The organism is Parazoarcus communis SWub3 = DSM 12120, assembly GCF_003226565.1.
GTDB lineage: Bacteria > Pseudomonadota > Gammaproteobacteria > Burkholderiales > Rhodocyclaceae > Parazoarcus > Parazoarcus communis.
In genome coordinates this window covers 18,966-36,867 of record NZ_QKOE01000019.1, presented here as the reverse complement: position 1 = coordinate 36,867, position 17,902 = coordinate 18,966, and the positions used below count along the sequence as shown (strand labels likewise).

General features: G+C 61.8%; 22 protein-coding genes. 2 read left to right on the top strand and 20 right to left on the bottom strand.

Features of this window, described 5'->3' with window-relative positions; translation table 11 throughout:
* Positions 1-194: 194 nt before the first annotated feature.
* Positions 195-902 carry a hypothetical protein gene (locus DNK49_RS19165; RefSeq protein WP_110528448.1) on the top strand — a complete coding sequence of 236 codons (708 nt, stop codon included), beginning with the start codon at positions 195-197 and terminating at the stop codon, positions 900-902.
* Complete coding sequence (locus DNK49_RS23945) at positions 902-1,300, top strand: hypothetical protein (protein ID WP_133255130.1); 399 nt, start codon at positions 902-904, stop codon at positions 1,298-1,300. Before DNK49_RS19165 ends, DNK49_RS23945 begins: the two co-directional genes overlap by 1 nt.
* Positions 1,301-1,692: 392 nt before the next feature.
* Here the strand turns inward: DNK49_RS23945 and DNK49_RS19155 are convergent, their stop codons facing one another.
* The 20 genes from DNK49_RS19155 to DNK49_RS19065 all read right to left on the bottom strand — a co-directional run bounded on the left by DNK49_RS19155 (position 1,693) and on the right by DNK49_RS19065 (position 17,851).
* On the bottom strand, positions 1,693-3,717 hold the full coding sequence (locus DNK49_RS19155) for a hypothetical protein (protein WP_110528442.1): 2,025 nt from the start codon (positions 3,715-3,717) through the stop codon (positions 1,693-1,695).
* Between the two features lie 70 nt (positions 3,718-3,787).
* Positions 3,788-4,765: a hypothetical protein gene (locus DNK49_RS19150; protein ID WP_133255129.1), complete on the bottom strand. Its 978-nt coding sequence runs from the start codon at positions 4,763-4,765 to the stop codon at positions 3,788-3,790.
* A 14-nt stretch (positions 4,766-4,779) separates the two neighbouring features.
* On the bottom strand, positions 4,780-6,723 hold the full coding sequence (locus tag DNK49_RS19145) for a hypothetical protein (protein WP_110528436.1): 1,944 nt from the start codon (positions 6,721-6,723) through the stop codon (positions 4,780-4,782).
* Positions 6,723-7,859, bottom strand: a complete 1,137-nt coding sequence (locus DNK49_RS19140) for a hypothetical protein (protein WP_110528433.1) — start codon at positions 7,857-7,859, stop codon at positions 6,723-6,725. The genes DNK49_RS19145 and DNK49_RS19140 overlap by 1 nt, the downstream gene beginning before the upstream one ends.
* Complete coding sequence (locus DNK49_RS19135) at positions 7,847-8,368, bottom strand: glycosyltransferase family A protein (protein WP_110528430.1); 522 nt, start codon at positions 8,366-8,368, stop codon at positions 7,847-7,849. The genes DNK49_RS19140 and DNK49_RS19135 overlap by 13 nt, the downstream gene beginning before the upstream one ends.
* Before the next feature lie 3 nt (positions 8,369-8,371).
* Complete coding sequence (locus DNK49_RS19130; protein ID WP_110528427.1) at positions 8,372-8,788, bottom strand: hypothetical protein; 417 nt, start codon at positions 8,786-8,788, stop codon at positions 8,372-8,374.
* Positions 8,785-10,002, bottom strand: a complete 1,218-nt coding sequence (locus tag DNK49_RS19125; RefSeq protein WP_110528425.1) for a hypothetical protein — start codon at positions 10,000-10,002, stop codon at positions 8,785-8,787. Before DNK49_RS19125 ends, DNK49_RS19130 begins: the two co-directional genes overlap by 4 nt.
* Before the next feature lies 1 nt (position 10,003).
* The gene (locus DNK49_RS19120) at positions 10,004-12,019 is read right to left on the bottom strand and encodes a hypothetical protein (RefSeq protein WP_133255128.1); all 2,016 of its coding nucleotides are present in this window, start codon (positions 12,017-12,019) and stop codon (positions 10,004-10,006) included.
* Positions 12,020-12,663: 644 nt separating this feature from the next.
* Positions 12,664-13,041, bottom strand: coding sequence for a hypothetical protein (locus DNK49_RS19115; RefSeq protein WP_110528419.1), 378 nt, complete (start codon positions 13,039-13,041; stop codon positions 12,664-12,666).
* A 2-nt stretch (positions 13,042-13,043) separates the two neighbouring features.
* Positions 13,044-13,454 (bottom strand): hypothetical protein, encoded by a 411-nt coding sequence (locus DNK49_RS19110; RefSeq protein ID WP_110528416.1) that lies wholly within the window; start codon positions 13,452-13,454, stop codon positions 13,044-13,046.
* Positions 13,451-13,867, bottom strand: coding sequence for a hypothetical protein (locus DNK49_RS19105; protein WP_243632447.1), 417 nt, complete (start codon positions 13,865-13,867; stop codon positions 13,451-13,453). The genes DNK49_RS19110 and DNK49_RS19105 overlap by 4 nt, the downstream gene beginning before the upstream one ends.
* 1 nt (position 13,868) lies before the next feature.
* Positions 13,869-14,180, bottom strand: a complete 312-nt coding sequence (locus tag DNK49_RS19100) for a hypothetical protein (RefSeq protein WP_110528413.1) — start codon at positions 14,178-14,180, stop codon at positions 13,869-13,871.
* A 2-nt stretch (positions 14,181-14,182) separates the two neighbouring features.
* Entirely contained in the window at positions 14,183-14,557 is a 375-nt protein-coding gene (locus tag DNK49_RS19095) for a hypothetical protein (protein WP_110528410.1), read from the bottom strand.
* 1 nt (position 14,558) lies between these two features.
* Positions 14,559-14,777: a hypothetical protein gene (locus DNK49_RS19090; protein ID WP_110528408.1), complete on the bottom strand. Its 219-nt coding sequence runs from the start codon at positions 14,775-14,777 to the stop codon at positions 14,559-14,561.
* Between the two features lie 2 nt (positions 14,778-14,779).
* Positions 14,780-15,307: a DUF2829 domain-containing protein gene (locus tag DNK49_RS19085; RefSeq protein ID WP_110528405.1), complete on the bottom strand. Its 528-nt coding sequence runs from the start codon at positions 15,305-15,307 to the stop codon at positions 14,780-14,782.
* Between the two features lie 5 nt (positions 15,308-15,312).
* Complete coding sequence (locus DNK49_RS19080; RefSeq protein WP_110528402.1) at positions 15,313-15,951, bottom strand: hypothetical protein; 639 nt, start codon at positions 15,949-15,951, stop codon at positions 15,313-15,315.
* The gene (locus tag DNK49_RS19075; RefSeq protein WP_165843385.1) at positions 15,951-16,439 is read right to left on the bottom strand and encodes a DUF2514 family protein; all 489 of its coding nucleotides are present in this window, start codon (positions 16,437-16,439) and stop codon (positions 15,951-15,953) included. The genes DNK49_RS19080 and DNK49_RS19075 overlap by 1 nt, the downstream gene beginning before the upstream one ends.
* A gap of 1 nt (position 16,440) precedes the next feature.
* Positions 16,441-16,602, bottom strand: a complete 162-nt coding sequence (locus DNK49_RS24160; RefSeq protein WP_165843384.1) for a hypothetical protein — start codon at positions 16,600-16,602, stop codon at positions 16,441-16,443.
* Positions 16,590-17,537, bottom strand: coding sequence for a lysozyme family protein (locus tag DNK49_RS19070; protein ID WP_110528396.1), 948 nt, complete (start codon positions 17,535-17,537; stop codon positions 16,590-16,592). The genes DNK49_RS24160 and DNK49_RS19070 overlap by 13 nt, the downstream gene beginning before the upstream one ends.
* On the bottom strand, positions 17,537-17,851 hold the full coding sequence (locus tag DNK49_RS19065) for a hypothetical protein (protein WP_110528393.1): 315 nt from the start codon (positions 17,849-17,851) through the stop codon (positions 17,537-17,539). The genes DNK49_RS19070 and DNK49_RS19065 overlap by 1 nt, the downstream gene beginning before the upstream one ends.
* Positions 17,852-17,902 lie beyond the last annotated feature (51 nt).

Here is a 17,902-nt window from a genome sequence, read left to right as displayed (position 1 = left end):
CAAGAAGTAAACGATATTTCTAAACTATAAAAGCGATAGAAAAATACAATGAGTTATCAACAGCCTTATCCACAGCCAGGGGAGTTATCCACATATTGCTCTCTCAAAAAGTGCTAATCTCAACGCACCCGGAGGGCTCAGGCGCAAAGCTTGGGCTGAATCGCTGTTATGTTCTCGGAATAGATTTTAGCCGAATGCCGCTCCCACAACTCGACACTCAGAAGTTCATCGACGAGCTTAACGCGTTACGTGGTAACGGGACAATAGTTCGCGATGAATTGCTCTTGGGCAGGCTTCGCAGGCAGATAGACGCAGTTAAGGCTCATGATGTGATGGCGCATTTTGCCTATCTTGGGTCACTGCTTATGGTTGCCGGAAAATATGAAGCAGCTATCGACGCTGTCAGGAAGTCACTGAACACATCTCAATCTGGTGAACGCCTTCCATACAATATAAATACGCTAATAACGTCCGGATTTTTCTCTGAGGCTGCGAAATACGCTTCTCAGCTTAGCGATGAAGATGTGTCCTCTCAAGAGATTGCCGGCAATTGTGTCTGGTGCGTTTTAGATTTTAGGAGGGCCATGTTCGTGGATAGCCGGATAGAAATTGCGGGAGATGCCTTGCGAGTCTTTGACGCCCATGGAGTATCGTCCACTGACGTGATTCCTATGCTTGATTTAGCTGGTGAATTGCTGCGAGAGAGAGGGCTGCTTACGACCGGCGGTCCATCTTTCTTTGTGTACTCATTGGACAAGACGATGACCATCCATCTTCCGGTGAAACAAAGACCAGAAGTACTGGCAGAACTCGAGTGGGAGTACAGTGCTCGGCTTTTTGCCACTCTGCCGGACTCGCCTCATTCATTCGTCCATGTTGGCTTTTGTTCCGGTGATCACTAATGGCGAATACTCCTGCAGATTTACTGAAATTCGCTGAACGTATTATTGAGACTGGATTCAACGATGAAATCGTAAATCGAACAGCAGTCAGTCGAAGCTATTACGCCGTTTATCACACCGCGCTTGGATTGGCTGACAGCTTGACCCTGCCGCCAGCCGATCCGAATGCAAAAGGCAGTCATAGCCGACTTTATAGTCAACTGATTAGCTGCGAAACAACACATTCGTCTGAATACATGAAAATACGGCAGATAGGATATATGGCCCGAGGTGTATTGAAGCCGTATAGAGTTCACGCAGACTATGAGTTAAACAAAGACTTATCTGGCGAAAAATGCAGCGAAGCCATTGCAAAAGCAAGACTTTTGCTCGACAAGGCCAAGCATTTCATCTCCTAGGCTATCGCCAATTCTATATTTTCGAGCTTTGACCACAACTAGGATGCTCGCCCTCGCTGCCCTACTCGCGCCGGCCGTCGCCAGTGCTGGGAATTTTGCGGAGTGCATCATCGAGTCCGTACCAGGAGTGCGCCATCAGCAGGTACTCCATGCGGCCATCCGTGCGTGCCACGACAAGTACCCCGCAGGCATTGACAGCGTAAAGTGGGGGTCGGGGCGGGGATTCTTCTCCAAGTACAACTCGACCGACGAGTGCTTTGCGGCGGAAGGCCGTGAGACCAGCATGTCTTCCGCCGCCATCCAAATTTTTCAGGCGTGCAACAGGTTGTACGGTAATGAGCCGACTCCGGATTGGGAGAACGGCATCATCACTCCTCCATCCCCGCGCTAAGCTAAGTCCTCTCTACCCACTTAGCGCCATCCCACACAGCAGTTCTACCACCGACCCTCGATGTGGCGCCCACCGGGCGCGATAAAGATTGTTGCTGCCCTGCTCCCTGAGACTGCCCTCCTCCAGCCATCCCCAGCGCTGGCGCGGCCCATTGATCAAACAGGGGCATCTTGTTGTCTTTATCGTATGCCTTCTGCTCGGCGTAGGTTTTGTACAGGTTCCCAACGAGATCGATGCGAGCCTTCTCGAGACCCGCCGTATCGCGCTCACGGCCGGTCAGAACCCGCAGCCGCTCCGCCAGCTGAGCCCGTTTCGCCGGATCCGTTTCCGTCTCGAACTGCTGTTGCAGCCCCTCGATACGCTCCAGCCCTCGTAGCTCATAACCCCGGGCTCGAGCGTCAGTCTCGGCGCGCTGCTGCTCAATACCCAGCCGCTGGCGATCCAGGCCAAACCGCTGCCCCTCGAGCGCCTGCTGTTGTTGGGCAATCTCGGCCTCGCGCCGGCTATTCATCAGGCCAGCTGCGACCTGTCGGCCGCTTCGACTGCTGCCGGTCAGCAGGCCGCGCTCGATCTCCTCTTGCGACATCTGACGAGAGAGTGCGGCACCGCTGCCAAAGTCGCGCTGCGCCTGCAGGTCACCCATGCCGGCGCGGATCTGATTGGCCCTGGCCATGCGCTCGTTGCCCAGGTTCATGTCGATGCCCTGGGTGTAGGACTGCGGCAGGGCATTGGCGCCGTCGCCCGAGAACGACATGACGCCGTTCGGTCCTCGTGTGGCCGTGATGCCGGTACCGCGAGTCGCCTGCTCGGCGTTGTAGAGCGTTGTCGCGTCACGGCCGGCGCGTTGAAGCCCGCGCGGGGCCTGCGCCTGCCATGCCTCACGATAGCCGTCAGCGGCCTTGTCGCGTTCCTGCTGCGAAGCGCTTGACTGCCAGTCCGCGAAGGGCGTGCTGGGGGTGGTGACTGCGCTGGGGGCGACACCGGCGGCAGGGGCGCTGGGTACCGACTTGGAGGTGGGTTGAGTGGTTGTGCCAGCAAGCGGGGATGTCGCCCCTTGAGGGTTACTCAGGCGGGCCGATGTCTCCAGCTGAAACGGGGACGCCCCCGGAATCGCATTCACCCTGTCCTGGTAGCCGGGCAAGCCGCGATCGGACGCAATCTGCGCACCGGTTCGTGGCGTTCCGTACAGACCGGTGCCGGTGCGCTCGGCGCGCTGGGTGTTCGTCTGGTTCATTGTCTCGCCCATGGTGGGCGAGCGAGTGAAGGAGGATCCTGGCGCTGATCGCAGCCGAGTTTCATCGTCGACCATCCCGCCGTCGGCGAAATTGAGTGGCTGCCGACTGCCCGGCCGGCGAAGGCCAAGCCCAGGCTCTTGCGGCGTGGCGTCAGAACGTCGGTTGTTGAAACCTGGCAAGCCAAGCTTCGGCGCGGGCGCAGGCTCTGCCGGCGGCGTCCGCCTCAGCCCGAGCCCGGGCGCCTGCTCCTCAATCTTGAAGGGAAGGCTGCCATCCGGCATCCGAAACCCGAGCTTGGGTGCAGGCGCAGGCTCGGCCGGGGGTTGGCGCCTCAGTCCGAGCTTCGGTTCCTGTGCCGGCGCGGCCGGGGGTGGGCGGCGCAAGCCGAGTCCCGGCTCCTTCGACTCGGTTCCTTGGGTCTTGGGCTTGTAGCCGGGCAACCCGAGCTTAGGCGCATGCGTCGCATCGCGAAGCTGGTCAAGCGCCTGAACGCCCACCGCATGCACCTGCTCGGGCGGCATGCCGAACTCGCCCTTGCTGACGCGGGCATCGACTTTGCCGCGCGGCATCCCATTGAACCCGGGCAGCCCTCGCGCACCCATTTGAGCAAGACGATCTGCGCCGATCTGGTCGGTCGAGTCTGCCGGCATGATGTAGCTGCCACGAGGGAGTTTGGCGGGAATGCTGTCAGACGTGCCGGTTCCAGGCCCCCTGATCAAGCCAAGTCCCGGCTCCTTCTTCTCTGGCTGCGCCTCGCGCTTGGTACTGTTGTTGCGATTCAATCCGAACATGACTGACTCCTGAGTGGCGGTTGCCGGATACTCCCCCTGACTCGAATTGGAGATCCAGCCCTATAGGGGGTTAAGCGCTCTCAGCCTGTACAGCCACCTGCGCGGACGCATGAACCGCGTTGAGTGCTGCAGCTGCCTGAGTGCCCGCAGCCTGCGCCGCCTGGGCCAGCACCTGCGCACGCGCCTTCAGTCGCTCAGCGTGGGCGTTCACGTCGACCGCCTGTGCGGCGTTTTGGACGTTGCTGTTCCACTTCAATGCCTCGAACCGCAGCTCTTCTACGCGGATACGGCTGCCGTAGTAGCTATTTGCTGCGCCGATCAGCCGCGCCTGGGCATCGGCTGCGCTTGTCGCCAGCTTCATGGCGATCTCGGGTCCGATCGCAAGCGTCTTGATGTAGTCAGCCGCCGCTGCGATCCCCTTGATGCGGTAGTCGAGCGCCTGCTGCACGGCGAAACGCAGATTCTCGATCAGGATTTCGACATGCTTGATGGCCACGTCACGGGATTGCTGCGCCACCTTATCCTGAGCATCCTGCTGCATCGTGCTGAGCTGGTGCTGAGCCGCACCTGGCGGCAACGGAAACCCGCGACCGGCAAACGTGGCCAACACCTCGCGATGGGAGCGCCCCACTTCGTTCAGCACTCGTGCGCGGTCTCGCTGCCATATTTGCTCTTCGACATGCGCGGGAATGCCGGTGCTGCCGTCAAGCATGGCACACAACGCGCTCTGGGCTTTGGCCAGGTAGTCGCACTCGTTCGGGAAATACTCGACGAAGAAGTTCGTAAAGGCTCCGGTCAGATCCGCCTGGATGCGCCCGTAAGTCGAGTCGTACAGTGCCCCATCGACGCCCGCAGCAGCGTTAGGGATCAGGACACTCGGCTCCAGGTTGCTCTTCGGTGTGAACGACACAAGCACCGGATTCGTACTTGCAAAGCCACTAGACGCTGTAATCGCCTGATCGGCGTAGCTTGCCGACTCATCGGCCTTCTGTTGCGCCACCGCCAAGGCTTGGTCGATGATCGCGATAACTTGTGCTTCTGCTGACATGATTTTGGCTCCCGTCATACGGATGCGATATTCGTAAAGAGCAGCGTACTCAGCTGGTCTGGAAACTTGCTCTCAATCTTCTTTTTGACTGAGCTTGACGCGAAATACGCCCGGTCGAACACCCGCGCGGGAGGATCTGTGGCAGACGAAAGTCTGGCGTGCACGTACCCGTAAAGGTGCTGTTCCCCCGCAACCCCGAGGGAAGATGCCAGAGAGCTTGGCACGCTCGGAACGACCATAGACGCCTGTGTTGAAACTTGCGTGCCGGTGAAGCCTGGCGCGTACAGATTGCTTCTGGCCAGTGGAACGAACTCATCCATCTCCGCCACCGCTACGGTGTATTCCTCCAAGGTAGCGCTGTAGCTCGCACCATCTATCCGCCCTTTCAGCATGTAGCGGTACGTCGTTGTGCCTGGCCCAGACACCGGATACGAGATGGTGCCCCACACGTCCTCCAGCACAGTGGAGAACTCCCACGTCGCGACGGACTCCCGGTACAGGACCACTGCTGCATCCACCCTCGCATCCACGAAAACAAGTGAAAATGCTTGCTCGGTGCGAGATCCAGAGTGGGTGTGCGTGTAGAAAAGCGTCGTGCCGTCGAAGCTGTTGGTGGCCGACCCGGTGCCCGACCCCATTCCTGCTGGCAGCGTGAGCGTGCCACTCCCGGACTTGATGCCTCCGTGCGTAATGGTCCAGTCCCGCACCAGCTCCTGGCTGACTGCGGCTACAATGTTGGTGCTTGAATCCGGCTGCCCCTCATCGCCCCCAGCCTCGTCCATGGTATATGTCATGGTGGACACCTCCTCATAGGGAAGGCATTGCGCAGTCACGAGGGTGGTCTCTGCGTAGTCGGCGTAGAACGTCTGAGCTGACTTCGTCAGGTGGAGGGTGTACGTGGTGGTCCCGTGCGGGTCGATCTGCGGGTTCGAGGTGATCTTGGTTTCGACGTGCGTGTTCGACTGGACCACCTCGAAACTGAGTCCGTTGAATCTCACCACCGAGTAGGCCTCCCCGGTGTCGAACGTGCAGACCGCGTTCTCACCCTTCGCATCGAAATACCAGTCAGACATCATGGTATGTGCACTGGAGTACGAGGCGATCTCGGTCAGCTCGGTGTAGTCCGCAACCCCTACGCCTGTCAGCGGGGCTTCATAGAAGGTGAAGGTGTGTGTCGCCTGCCTACGCCCGGTCCCCATCACGACCCGCAGCTTGCCTTCGTAGATGGCTGCCCCCATTACTGCGCGACTGTATGTTAGGACAGGTGTGGCTGGGATCGTGGTGGCTGTGGCAAGCCCAGCTTCGAGCGCGTCAAACACCACGCGCTCATCCTCGAACACCAGCACGTCCGGGAACGACGCATAACGCCAAGTGCGCAGGTACTCGTCGGCCGAAGAATCGTAGAGGATGCTGCGGACCGTAACCAGCGCGCTGGGGGCGATACCCCACCCGGCGATGCTTGACACAGTGGGATGGTCAAACCGTGATGACGGCCCGCTCCACGACAGCACTCGCTTTCGTCTGCGCCCGAACCAGGTGCGACCCCCGTACAAGCGAGTGTGCTCACGCTCAAGTCTGGTGGATTTGCCGCGCACCTTGGCCACCCACGCATTCAAAGGAGGCTCCTGGTTATAAAAGCTGTACTGCTTGGGGTTAAGCGTCTCGGTGCCCAGCGGCGGATTAATCGCGGCCCCTTCTTCATCTACATACGGAGCAGCATATCCAACTTGGTCTGTCTCCAGGTTTCCCGTGGAAAGCACCCCCGTCACGGGCGTGAAGATAATGTCCCCCGCTTTTTCCTCCCCAAACTTCACTTCGCCTTTCCCTTGCATCACCCCCGCGTACACATCGCCCGCCCGCGCGCTCAGATATGGCGCTCCAGTCAGCTCAAGCCCGCGCACCAGCCCCTCGCCGAGCGCGTGAGGGCCGTTCCACAGCTTGGGGCGCTTGTGGTCCATCAGATCCTCCGCGACAGTGGTACGGCCACGAACTCGACCGAGGCCAGCTCGAAGTCGTCGCCATCGGCGTTGTAGAGTTCAAACTCCAGGTAGTTAGCTCGCAGTCCGCGGCCGAGGTCGAAGCGCTGTACTTGGAGTTCTTCGGAGCCGTCCCGCGCCTGGTACAGGTACTCTTCGCCCTCGACCAACACTTTCACGAACAACTTGCCGCCCGAGCTCGTGCCGACGTAGATGTTGCTCACGCGCTTCAAGGCTGACGTGCTGAAGTCCTGCTTGCCGAAGCTCACCATCGCCTGAATCGGGGCCTCGTTATCCGTTTCGCCGTCGAGCTCGTAGATACCGTCTGCGGTGCATCCGTAGTAGCGCCCGTTGATCTTTGCGAAGCTGTCGTATGGGTAGTTCTCGTACCGGCTGAACGCGTTCGTTGCGACGTTGCTCACCCACACGACGTGCAGCGTGCCCAGAAGCGTGACGTCACCTGCAACGACAAGCCGCCCAGCGACTCGCTCAAGGATGGTCGCAGTTTCTTCGGCGGCGCCAGCCACAACAAGCGTGCCGGACACCGCCTCGACGAACCCCAACCAGGTGCTGACATCGCCGACAAGCTCCAGGGTGCCGGACACTGTCTCGACGAACATCTGCATGGTAGTGCTGGCACCAACAGCCACCAGCGTGCCATCAACATCCTCGACGAACGTAACGGTCTCCAAAACACCGCCGCCAAGTTCCAGCGTGCCGGACACCGTCTCTACGGTCGGCTCAACAAGCGCTTCCCAGTCTATCCCGTTCGCCGTGTTGAGCATGTTGTTTGCGACAGCAAACTCTGCACCCCACGCGACGAAATAGACCTTGTACGGCACGTCCCCGTAGCCGTCCGTCGAACCCGTCACGCGGATGTCGGTCGGCAATGGCTCATCGACTCCGAGCCCGGCCGGTGCGTCAAACTCAGCACGGGCCGTTGTGAGCATCGAGTCCATGACGAGGTTGTCGCCGTCGACAGTAAAGCCGGTCATGGCAGTGGCTGTCGACGCCAACGTGGCGGTTTCCCAGGCGGGCAGTTCAAACCCCGACAGGACGTTGGCCGAGCCCGTCGAATATGGGTTGAACTCGATGATGATCTTGGTCACCAGGGGCATCGCGCCACCTCTTTGTCAAACTCGGTTTTGCTGAACTGCTTGTGCGTGTTCGTCTTGTGCTGAGACCACACATACCCAATGAAGTCGAGCTGCACCGGCTGCAGCTGCCGACTGATCAGTCGGTTCCCATGACGCACAACAGTCGCCAGGTGAGGTAGCAGCGGCTGCACATCAGCACGGCGGTACACTGCCAGGCTGTGCCCGACTGCCGGCGTAGGGTGTCGGCGCCCGTCTTCATACTCGACCCATTCGCGGGTCACAACTGCGTGGTGTCGCTCCAACGCCAGCAAGCATACGTCGCCTACGCCGGGCAGCAGGTAATCGTCCGAATCGACGTATGTCACAAACGCATGCCGCCCGAGCGCATAGCCCGTCGCGCGCCCAGCCCCGATGTTCGGGCCGTTGCGCACAATATGCGGCTCGATCGGCTCCCCCTCGAACGAGGCGAGGCACCGATCGAGCCATTCGGGTTTCGTGCCGTCGTGCACGAGGATGTGGGCGTCGATCATGTGTTACGGGGTCGGCTGCACAAGCTCCAGCTCGACCAGCACTTGCAGATTCGACCCAGTGGTCATGGCCCGCGGTGTGGCGAATCGTTGGACGTGCAGCAGCACACCGGTCAGGGCACCTTTCGTCGGCACGGACGACACGCCCACCCCGTACCACGTCTCGTCGGCGGTCGCGGTCAGTGTGGTCGGAGCCGCGGAGTTATCTACCGCTCCTGCCGTGACCGTGCCGAAAGTGATGGTCGCCCGGGTTGATCCTTCGTAAGCCGTGGATTCTTGCGCCAGCGTCGGAAACGTCGCGGCAACGTCGGCCGGAGTGGGTGTGTAGTTGCCCTTGATCGGGAACACATACCACTGAGTCACTGGCGTGGTTCCCTTGACGCCGGCTCCTGCCAGATAGGTTGCACCTTCGGTTGTAATCACAGCATCTCTCCTTCACGCGCGGCGTCTGCCGCAATGTATGTCCGGGCCGGAGCCAGGGTGTCGCTCACCCCGAGCAACGCGGCCACCGCTTGCCTCATTCCGTCCTGCTCACGCCACAGCATTGCGCCGCGTTGCGCGCCGCCCACTGCGACGTTGCTCTCTTGGATGTTCCTGACCTCTCCACCCGCACTGGCTCGAACCATTCCCCGTGTCGAAAACCACAACACGTCCGTGCTGTTCTCGACAGTCGCGTCGGTGCCTTCCACGACTCCATAGGGCAGCACCTCGACCAGCTGCCCTGCTTCGACGTCGCCGCTAGGCAGCCACCAAGTCTTGTCGTGCGTAGCGATGTACCTGCCTCCGTCGACCGGGCGGTACATCGTGATCCGCCCCGGAAACGGCAAATACCCGCGACCAGGGCTGAACCAGCCTGGGGCGTAGGGCTCCGAGATGTACGCGACGTTGGCTTGTGCGACTACCAGGCGCCCTTTGTCCCACCGCACGATGTGCCCGGCCGGCATTGGGCTCAGGCCCAGCGTCTGCAGCTGCGCCCCGAGACTGGGCATCACGGGGAACGCGTAGCTTGTGAATGTTGTGGTCACCACGTGGAACAACACGTCCCCGTTAAGCGACGACATGTAGATGTTCTTCAATCCGGCGGGCATGCCTGTGACTTGCACCACGCCACCCTGGGGAACCGCCACTTGAGCCGGCCACGTCGCTCCGGATTCGCGTCCGTCCATAACTGCAGTGATTGCGACCTGGTAATACCCGGCCGGCAGGGCGCCACCTACAGTTGCAGTAACGCTCGGCGCAGGATTCGGCACGGCGATCCCTGCCGGTTCTGAGGAGGCGCCTTTGGTGCGCTCCAGCACAACCCCATTCGACCAATAGACCCAGCCGTCCGGGGCCTTGGCGAACGAGCACCGAGCGCCCGGCAATAGCCCGGATCGAACCGCTGTGCGGGGCCACTTGTAGAGCGTGTCGCCGTCGGCGTAATACGCCGCAGGCCCGTCTGCCCACAGACTGTGGCAGGCGCTGCCGGCCTGAGTCAGGGTGCTACCTTTGCGCCGCTGAATGGTGCCGGCATCGGTGATGTCGACATTGATCGCGTTGCGCAGGTAGTCGCCACCGTCGGCAATCCTCAGCCGATGGTCAGGTAGGCGGTTATTCATACCGGCGAACGGACCTAGCGATGGCAGGTCATTGACCATATCAGTGCCTCGTGAAGTTGGTCATCGGGTCATCGACCCGAACAAACGCCCGCTCGTCCGAGACTCGGGTGGTCGCACCCTGCCGGCTCAGTCGAGTCACAGCGACGAGCTCGGCGAGTCGCACGAACACAGATTTGCGCAGCAGCTCGGCGGCCGGCACCGGCAGGTACAACGTTGGGTTGCTTGCCTGGTGTGCGTGGATCGCGTCGCTGACCAGCAAATTGACCAGCGTGGTGAGCGTCAGCGCGTCGGCGTAGTGGGCGTGTAGCGCGTCGTGGATCGCCAGGGACAGTGCAGCATCGAGTGCCAGGCCATCAGCGACGTGTGCGTGGAACGCGCTCTGTACGGTCAGCGAGATCCCCGACGCCGCCGAGACGTTGTCCGCCGTGTGGGCGTGCATGCTGCCGCTAATCGACAGCCCGAGATTCGCCGAGAGCGTCACCGCATCCGCGCCGTGCGTGTGGATCGCCGACTGCATAACAAGCGTCAGTGCGGTGCTCAGGGCCAACTGCTCGGCTGCCTGCGCGTGGGTGGCGTCCTGGGTAACGAGCTGCGCAGCGTTGGCGGTGTCGAGCGTCAAGTTGCCGGCCGTGTGGGCGTGCGCTGCCGCGTCGACGAGCAAGTTCAGCACAGCCGACAGTGCAACTGTGCTGGCGCTGTGGTCGTGCTGTGCGTCGGCTACGACAAGGTTGTGCGCCGCGGACAACGCGAGGCTCTCGGCGAGGTGAGTGTGTACCGCGTCGGCCGGGGCCAGGGACAACCCAACATCGAGCGTCGGGGAGCCTGCGACATGAGTGTGTGCGGCGTTGCTGGCAATGAGCGAGTGTGCGGCGCTCAGCGTTGCTGTATCCGCGACCTGGCCGTGCGCTGCGTTGCTGGTGGCGATGGTGTGTGCCGAGCCGAGCGTGGGGGTCTGGGCAGTGTGGGCGTGCAGCGCGTTGTTCGTGCTGAGGTCCGCCGCGACTCCGGAGAGTGTGTGGGCGGCGAAGTTGTCGAGCTCGGAGCCTGCGCTACCATTTCCGAGCAGGCGAACCCCCGCACGCCCCACGTCCAGAATCGGGGTGGTGTCCGTGTAGTCGATGACAAGCGAGCCGTTCCCATACACTTGGATCTTGTCACCCTGCATGCGCAGTTCGATGTCTAGTTCGGTTCCGTTGGCGAAGCTCTGTGCTTGCTGCGCCAAGATGGCGAACGTCCCGCTCAGTGCCCGAAATAGCTGCCAGTTGCCGTTGCCATATCGCGCCACATACATCGTGTTTTGCGACGTGCTCATACGTCCCGCCGGGCCTGGGTATCCTGATGCACCAGTGCTCAGCACTTTGATCTTCGCCCTAACTGCATAGTCCGCACTGCTCGGGACCTCGGTACGGTAGTACGCGCTACTACCTGAAGCGGGTCCAATAACCCAGGCTGAGGCAGTCACCGTGGTCGTGTTGCTGTAACTCGGGTGCTTCACCCACTGCGCGTTGTGCGCCGACAACTCCGTATCTGCCGACGAGCCGAAGAAGTCATCCTGAGCGAAGAGGCCTGGGTATGTCAGCTGCCGGCGCTCGGCCGACTGTGCGTGCAGCGCGGCGGCCACGGCCAGGGTCAGGGCTGCCGATACAGGGAGCTGGTCGGCTGTGTGCGCGTGGAGCGACGCTGCGACGTTCAGGGTGTGTGCAGCGGTCAGGGTCGGGCTGTCAGCCTGCTGAGCGTGCAGGGCGTCGGCGACGGTCAGTGCGAGGCCCGCCGAGAGGTCTAGGGCCTCTGCTGAGTGGGCGTGCGTGGCGCTGGCCGGAACAAGCGCGTGGGCAGATCCGAGCGTGACGCTGTCGGCCGTGTGGGTGTGCGTGCCGTCCGTCGTGACCAAATTGAGCAGGGCCGACAGATCGATAGTCGGCGCGGTGTGCGCGTGCAGCGCGTTGAAAATATCGAGGTTGAACACCCCTTCGGCGCCCAGGCTGTAGATCCGAACTGGGTCTGCGCGGAATAGTTGCCAGGGGTTCTGCTGCAGCGCCCTGCGAACCTCCTGCACGCCGGGGTCTCTTAGAACCGCACGAAGCGCAGCCATATGCGACGAGGGTTCGCGCGTCAGGCCCTCGGTCACTCGGGAGTACCAGCGCGCAATGCTGGCGTTCTGCCCCCAAGCGCTCGGAGCGCCCGTCATGGTGCCAATCACTTCGCCTGACGGCGATATTGCCCCGAATGTGAGTCCGTTTGACCACCCAACAACTGTGCCGACACCACGATCTGTGATTCCTATGGGTAGCGACACGGAGAACGGCTCCACAGCAGTGTTGAACCTGACTATCTCCAAACTTGTGCCGTTTGTTCTGAATTGCAGCCGCCGATTGACGGGGTTGGCTACGTTGTCGCAAGCAAATATCTGCTTAATGCCTGACAGACCACGCGGGGTAAGCACGCACAATACGATGAACTCAGTCCCAGGCCCTGCTGGCTCTGAAATGTATGGGTCAGCCCCGTTTGCGGCGTCGCAAGTCCCGGCTTGACTAAGGCCAGGTTCGACACCGTTTTTAGTGTCGAACTCCTGACGGGCTACGTTGTAAAAGGAACCGCCGATCGAACAGGATAGTACCTGGCTCTCCCACCCAGGCGCGATCGTCACCCGTCCTTGTGGTTGGTTGTAGTGCCTACGAGGTATGATGATCGCGGTCACGCTTACACCGCATAGAGCGACGCAACAGCCTCGACGGTCACGGCCTGGCCTGTATTGCCGGTGAACTCGATCTGGACATGCCGGACTTCAGGACCGAACGTGTAACTCTGCTCGGTGGGTTGGTTTGCTATTACACCGCCGCCAAACCGCCAAATCGTCTTCCAGTCGGCGCCTGCAGCCCCGGCAGTCGGCAGAGTGTCCTCGTGCGAGACCATAACGCGCCCTTCGCACTGCACCGTCGGCCCTGTGCCCCCGTTCGTGATCTTCATCGTCACGATGCCGCCGTACTTGTCGTTGACGTTCAGCGTGCCGCGGGTTGTTGCACCAGCAGCGTTGCTTGCGCTGGCGACGATTGTTGCTTTGGATTTTGTGAGCGCCATCGTTATACCCTCAGCGTGCCGTCATCGTTGAAGATCGCACAGCGCACATCGAACTCACTGATGGGGTCAGGTGCCTGCGCTCGGGCCAGCAGAGCGTCGCACTGCCCCTGAGTGAGCAGCGCCGGCACCATCGCCTGAAGCGTGGCTCGAACGAACGCGCTGTCCAGCCGCAAACGCCCTTGATCGAGCAGCGGCTTGACGTGCCGGTAATCCTGGGCGCTGTAGATCACATCGAGCACTGCGTTCGCGGAGCTCAGCCCGAGCACTTCGATGATCGTACCGACGCCGATCTCGGTATGTACGAACCGTGTGCGGCCTGCCGACAAAGCGTCGGCAAGTGCTGCTGTGTCGGGCACCAGGGCCTGCAACACTTCGTCGGCGGCGATGGCCGCTCGGATCTCGTCGTGTGTCATTCTGCGTTCCTCATTCGGCAGGCCTGCGCGAGTAACGCGGGCGAGTAAATCTGCGGGCTGGCGAACCCCAGCGCGGCGGCACACCACTCGCTGCAGAACCAGCCTGGGGCGTCGCCGGGGCGGTTGAATATCTGGCGCGTCAGCAGATCCCAGTAGCCGTAGGGCTCTCCGGCGGTCTTCACGTAAAGCTCGGTAACGCAACCTATGTCGGCCCAGGGCAGCTCGATGAAGTCCCAATGCTCTGGATTCCAGTCGATCCTCTTCATTCGTACTCCACCGTCGCGGATACTCGACGAATACCCGTACTGACTGAGAGCAACCACCTCGCAGTGGCTATACTCGGACTTGGTCCACCACCGGATCAGCGCGTTGCCGAGGCTGCCGCGGCCCTTGTAGAGCGCAAGTTGCACCACGTCACCGCCCTCCTTTCATGAACGCCATCGCTTCGGCTGCTGTGCTGAACCGCCTGCAGCGCACTGCTCGAAACTCCCACACGCGGTACGCCCCATCAAAGAGCAGCAGCCAGTTGCGCACAGTCCAGAGCTGCTTGTGCGGCGGCACATACTCAAGCGCCATGAAGCGACGCCACCCGAACCGCTGGGCCGTCCCCGCGTGTGGGATCAGCCCGCCGAAGTGCAAGCTGCGCCGGGTCCAGATCGCCGCTCGAAAGCGACTTGCGCCCCAGAACCACAGCGCGACGAGCCAGCAGTTCAAATGGATCCGCATGATCAGGTCGGAGCGTTAATCTCGACCTTCCAACTGGGGAAGTTCACCGTGTTGCCGGCGCCGGCCGTCAGCACGAGGTTCGAGCAGGTGGTGACGTAGCTTAGGATCGCGCTGTTGTTGTGCAGCACGATGTGGTTCGCGGTGCCGGAGGTGTCGATCGTGACGCCCGACTTGGCCGCGATGGTGACCTTGCGGCCCGAGGTGTCGCCGTTGGCGATGGTGAAGTCGCCGGAGGCCAGGGTCGCTTCAGCCAGCTTCACCGCGGCGATGCCTGCGTAGTTCGCGGGCTCGGCCGAGCAGGCAGCCATGCGGATGGTGTTGTCGCGCAGCCAGCCCAGCGCTGCGTCGTAGAATGCGTTGTCGGCTTTCTTGGCCATGTCAGAGTACCTCGCTGTCGTGGCCGAGCTGGCCGTCTTGGATGTCCAGCGTCACAGCGACGCCGGTCGGGATGGGGGCGCCGGCCGCTCCGGGGGCTTTCAACCAGCCATAGCTGACAAAGTTGCTCAGGGCCTCAGCTTCGAAGTTGCTCGCGGCCACGCGCTCGCCCTCGTAGTAGCGCTGCCGGCCGTCGTTGAATGTGATGACTACGTCGTACATGGTCAGCCCTCCACCACAGCCCAGTCTTCTGACAGCATGTCGGTCTGGCTTGCAAGCCAGGGTACAAACATGTTGTCCGCCGTCTTCATGCCAATCCACGACAGCATCGTTCCCTTGGCCTCAGTGTTATTGTCTGCCGCCTTGAAATACGGGTTGGTTCGCACACCGTCGCAACGACCCGCAAGCATGTCCGGGTGTGGCGCGTAAGGGTCAAGCAAGCGCAGCCACATGCCCTTGCCGTTCCACCCGGCACGTGCCACTTTCTTGCCGGCCTTGAGCGCCTCGATCGCGAGGCCGAAGGTCATGCCGTTGGTGGGTCGATACGCACGCTCGAACACCGCCTCCGGGCTCCAACTGATGTAGCCGACGTGCCGCGAATCGTTGGCCTGCCCGCCGTCCAGATACTCCACAAGGAAGCCGGCATCCGCGCCGTTCTCGTTCTCGGGCAGCGTCCAGCCGCGGTACTCGTTGTATTCCAAGCGGGTCATCGGCGTGGCCTTGATCAGCTTGGTTCCAATAAATGTCTGCATGTCTCTCACTCCGCTGTCGTAACTTCAGGGAGCACGGTCAGCACACTGTCTGCCGTGCAGATGGGCTCCACGTCGCCGTTGGCGCGCAGCAGCTCGATGTCGAAAACGCACTTGTCGAAGTCGATGGCCTCGGCCTCTTCGTCGGTCAGGCGCAGCCACAGCGTGTCGTTGCTCGTATCGAGCTCCAGGGCGCCGTTGGTCGTATCGGTAACGGTCGCAGGGGTAGCGAAGAGGGCCAGGCGCGTGCCGCCTACCCGATCCTTGCACTCCATCCGCGCACCAATGTAGAGCGACAGATCCACCGGCTTGTAGAACACCAGCTGCCCGGTGCTGGCGACGTGCGCCTTGCGGTAGCCAGCCGCATTCACGCTGTTGAACTCGATGGTGTCGGCGTCGACGCGGGTCACCAGGCGCAGCTCGGCGTCCTTGGGTGGGTTGTTCTCGGCGTTGAGCTCGGTGAGCCCCACCGCGTTGGCCACTGCCGCCCGCCAGCCGTCCGGGACACCGTGCGCCGTGGCTGTGATGCTCACCGGGGCGGTGCGCTGGATCGCAGTGATCTGGGCGTACGCCAGCTCGCTCGACTCGACCCGGATGGGGAGTGCGATGGTCGCGCCGCGTCGGATCGTGAGGTTCAGGCGCTGCATCACTGAGCACTCACTGCGTCGTAGGCGCTTTCGCAGGCAAGGCCGGCGATCCGAGCGGCGTCAGCATGTCGAGCAATTGCATCCGCAGCTTCGTCAAGCCGCTGCTGCACGTCGGCGAGCAGATCGGCGGTGACATCGGCTGTCTGGCCTGGGGCGGCAGATCCGGGATGGCCGGTGCCTGCACGACAACTGGCGGTGAGTTGGGCGATACGCTTGCGCAGCCTGTCGCCAGCATTAGCTGCACCAGCAGCGTCAGCGCGAGCGCGATCGAGTTGGGTCTGGGTTTCATGGGCGATCTCCTGCAGTGCTGTGTATCTGCGTTGCTCTTCGATCCGTGCTTCTTCGACGGCTTCGCGCCCGGCGCGCTCCAGGTCGGCGATCTGTTCGGCGTGCAGGCGTTTGGTCTCGGCGTGATCGCGCTCTTCTGCGATCAGCAAGCCGAGGCACACGAGGAACGCGAAGGCAGCAACAATCAACGCTTCTTTCACGTCACACCCCGAACCAGGTGCGAATGAGTACCCGCTGCCACGCAGCAGCGAGCCGGATGTTGCTGCGGGTGATGGATTCGATTGCAGCGTGCCAGCGGCAGGCGTCCGACACAGCCGGGCGCATTGCGGCGCGATAGGCGGTCATATCGATCACGATTCCCATGACGCGCTCCCGAGGTGGGCGCGGTACTTCGGCGCTCGCCGCTGGATCACGTCGGCGACGTGGTGGCGGTTGATGTCGCAGGCACTACGGTTACCGTAGAGCGGCGTGCGACTCTTGAGGCATGTATGCTCAACGTGCCCCCACCATCGCTGCGGGTCGCAGCCGTCTTTGATCTGGCACGCCCGGCGCTCGCGCTGCAGCCCGCCAAGCCCGCCGTTATAGGCTGCGTCAGTCATTGCCAGCCGCTCAAGCGGGTCAGCGACCACGCGCAACGTCGTGTAGTCATCGCGGACCTTGAGCACGACGGCGCGCATCTGCAGTTCCGGCCTGTCGTAGATCGTGCGCCACGACAATTCCCGCAGCGCCGGATGTCGATCGCGCATCTCGGCCAGCGCATCAAATCGAAGTGAGCCGTCCGGACGCCACGCTCGCGTCAGTTGGCCAAGGCCGGCACCCTCCTCCCGTGCCGTCTTGAGGCGTGACTTCGAGGACCAGCACCGACTGTGTGTCAGGCTGATGCAGCTCTCGTGCTCGATCAGCCCGCCGAAATACTCAGGCATCGGGTGACCGTTGAAGTGGGCGCGGATCTCGGCCTGGAGTCCCAAGAGGTGCTGGTGCGCCGCAGCGGGCACTTGGCCGTGCGCGACCGATCCGAAAAGCCCAACCAGCCCGTAAAACACGATGGCCAGCGCCACGAGCGCAAGCCCTGCCCCGGTCGGACTCTCACTGGCTCTTGCAAACAACCTGCGCGCGTCAGCTTCAGGGTAGTCGTGCGTCGCTTTTCGGCCGTAGTGTGCGAACCCCAGCGCGAGCAGTGGTGTGACCAGGCCCAGCAGCAGCATGCCCGTCGAAATGCCTTGATCGGGGTCGGTTGCAAACAAGGCCGCCAACACGATGGCGCTGCCGCCGAAAATGAACAGGTATCGGAATCGCATCAGATGAACCCCACTTTCTTCGCAATGAAAAGCACGGCCAGGCCTGCGGCAGTCCACACTCCCGACAGCACCCATCCGCTTGTCTTGCGCTGAATGGGCATGTCACGCTCAATTGCAGCGACGCGGCCTTCGACTTTGTCGAGCTGCTTGAAGGCACGGCCAAGCGCCTCGTTTGTCTGGCTTTGTCGCTCTTCAACGAGCGCGAGTCGCGTCACGGCCGTGGCAATCTCGCGCAGCGTGGTCTTGAGCTCGCCGACGTCTTCGGATAAGCCTGATAGGCGGGCTAGCACCACGTTGATGTCGTGTTCGGGCACGGCGGACAGATCCTGAAATCGAATGTCCGCAGTCTCGCGCGCAGTCCCTGA

Coding starts and splice junctions, on each gene's coding strand:
- DNK49_RS19165 (WP_110528448.1), top strand. CDS start 195: ATGCCGCTCCCACAACTCGACACTCAGAAGTTCATCGACGAGCTTAAC.
- DNK49_RS23945 (WP_133255130.1), top strand. CDS start 902: ATGGCGAATACTCCTGCAGATTTACTGAAATTCGCTGAACGTATTATT.
- DNK49_RS19155 (WP_110528442.1), bottom strand. CDS start 3,717: ATGTTCGGATTGAATCGCAACAACAGTACCAAGCGCGAGGCGCAGCCA.
- DNK49_RS19150 (WP_133255129.1), bottom strand. CDS start 4,765: ATGTCAGCAGAAGCACAAGTTATCGCGATCATCGACCAAGCCTTGGCG.
- DNK49_RS19145 (WP_110528436.1), bottom strand. CDS start 6,723: ATGGACCACAAGCGCCCCAAGCTGTGGAACGGCCCTCACGCGCTCGGC.
- DNK49_RS19140 (WP_110528433.1), bottom strand. CDS start 7,859: ATGCCCCTGGTGACCAAGATCATCATCGAGTTCAACCCATATTCGACG.
- DNK49_RS19135 (WP_110528430.1), bottom strand. CDS start 8,368: ATGATCGACGCCCACATCCTCGTGCACGACGGCACGAAACCCGAATGG.
- DNK49_RS19125 (WP_110528425.1), bottom strand. CDS start 10,002: ATGGTCAATGACCTGCCATCGCTAGGTCCGTTCGCCGGTATGAATAAC.
- DNK49_RS19115 (WP_110528419.1), bottom strand. CDS start 13,041: ATGGCGCTCACAAAATCCAAAGCAACAATCGTCGCCAGCGCAAGCAAC.
- DNK49_RS19110 (WP_110528416.1), bottom strand. CDS start 13,454: ATGACACACGACGAGATCCGAGCGGCCATCGCCGCCGACGAAGTGTTG.
- DNK49_RS19100 (WP_110528413.1), bottom strand. CDS start 14,180: ATGCGGATCCATTTGAACTGCTGGCTCGTCGCGCTGTGGTTCTGGGGC.
- DNK49_RS19095 (WP_110528410.1), bottom strand. CDS start 14,557: ATGGCCAAGAAAGCCGACAACGCATTCTACGACGCAGCGCTGGGCTGG.
- DNK49_RS19090 (WP_110528408.1), bottom strand. CDS start 14,777: ATGTACGACGTAGTCATCACATTCAACGACGGCCGGCAGCGCTACTAC.
- DNK49_RS19085 (WP_110528405.1), bottom strand. CDS start 15,307: ATGCAGACATTTATTGGAACCAAGCTGATCAAGGCCACGCCGATGACC.
- DNK49_RS19080 (WP_110528402.1), bottom strand. CDS start 15,951: ATGCAGCGCCTGAACCTCACGATCCGACGCGGCGCGACCATCGCACTC.
- DNK49_RS24160 (WP_165843384.1), bottom strand. CDS start 16,602: ATGGGAATCGTGATCGATATGACCGCCTATCGCGCCGCAATGCGCCCG.
- DNK49_RS19070 (WP_110528396.1), bottom strand. CDS start 17,537: ATGCGATTCCGATACCTGTTCATTTTCGGCGGCAGCGCCATCGTGTTG.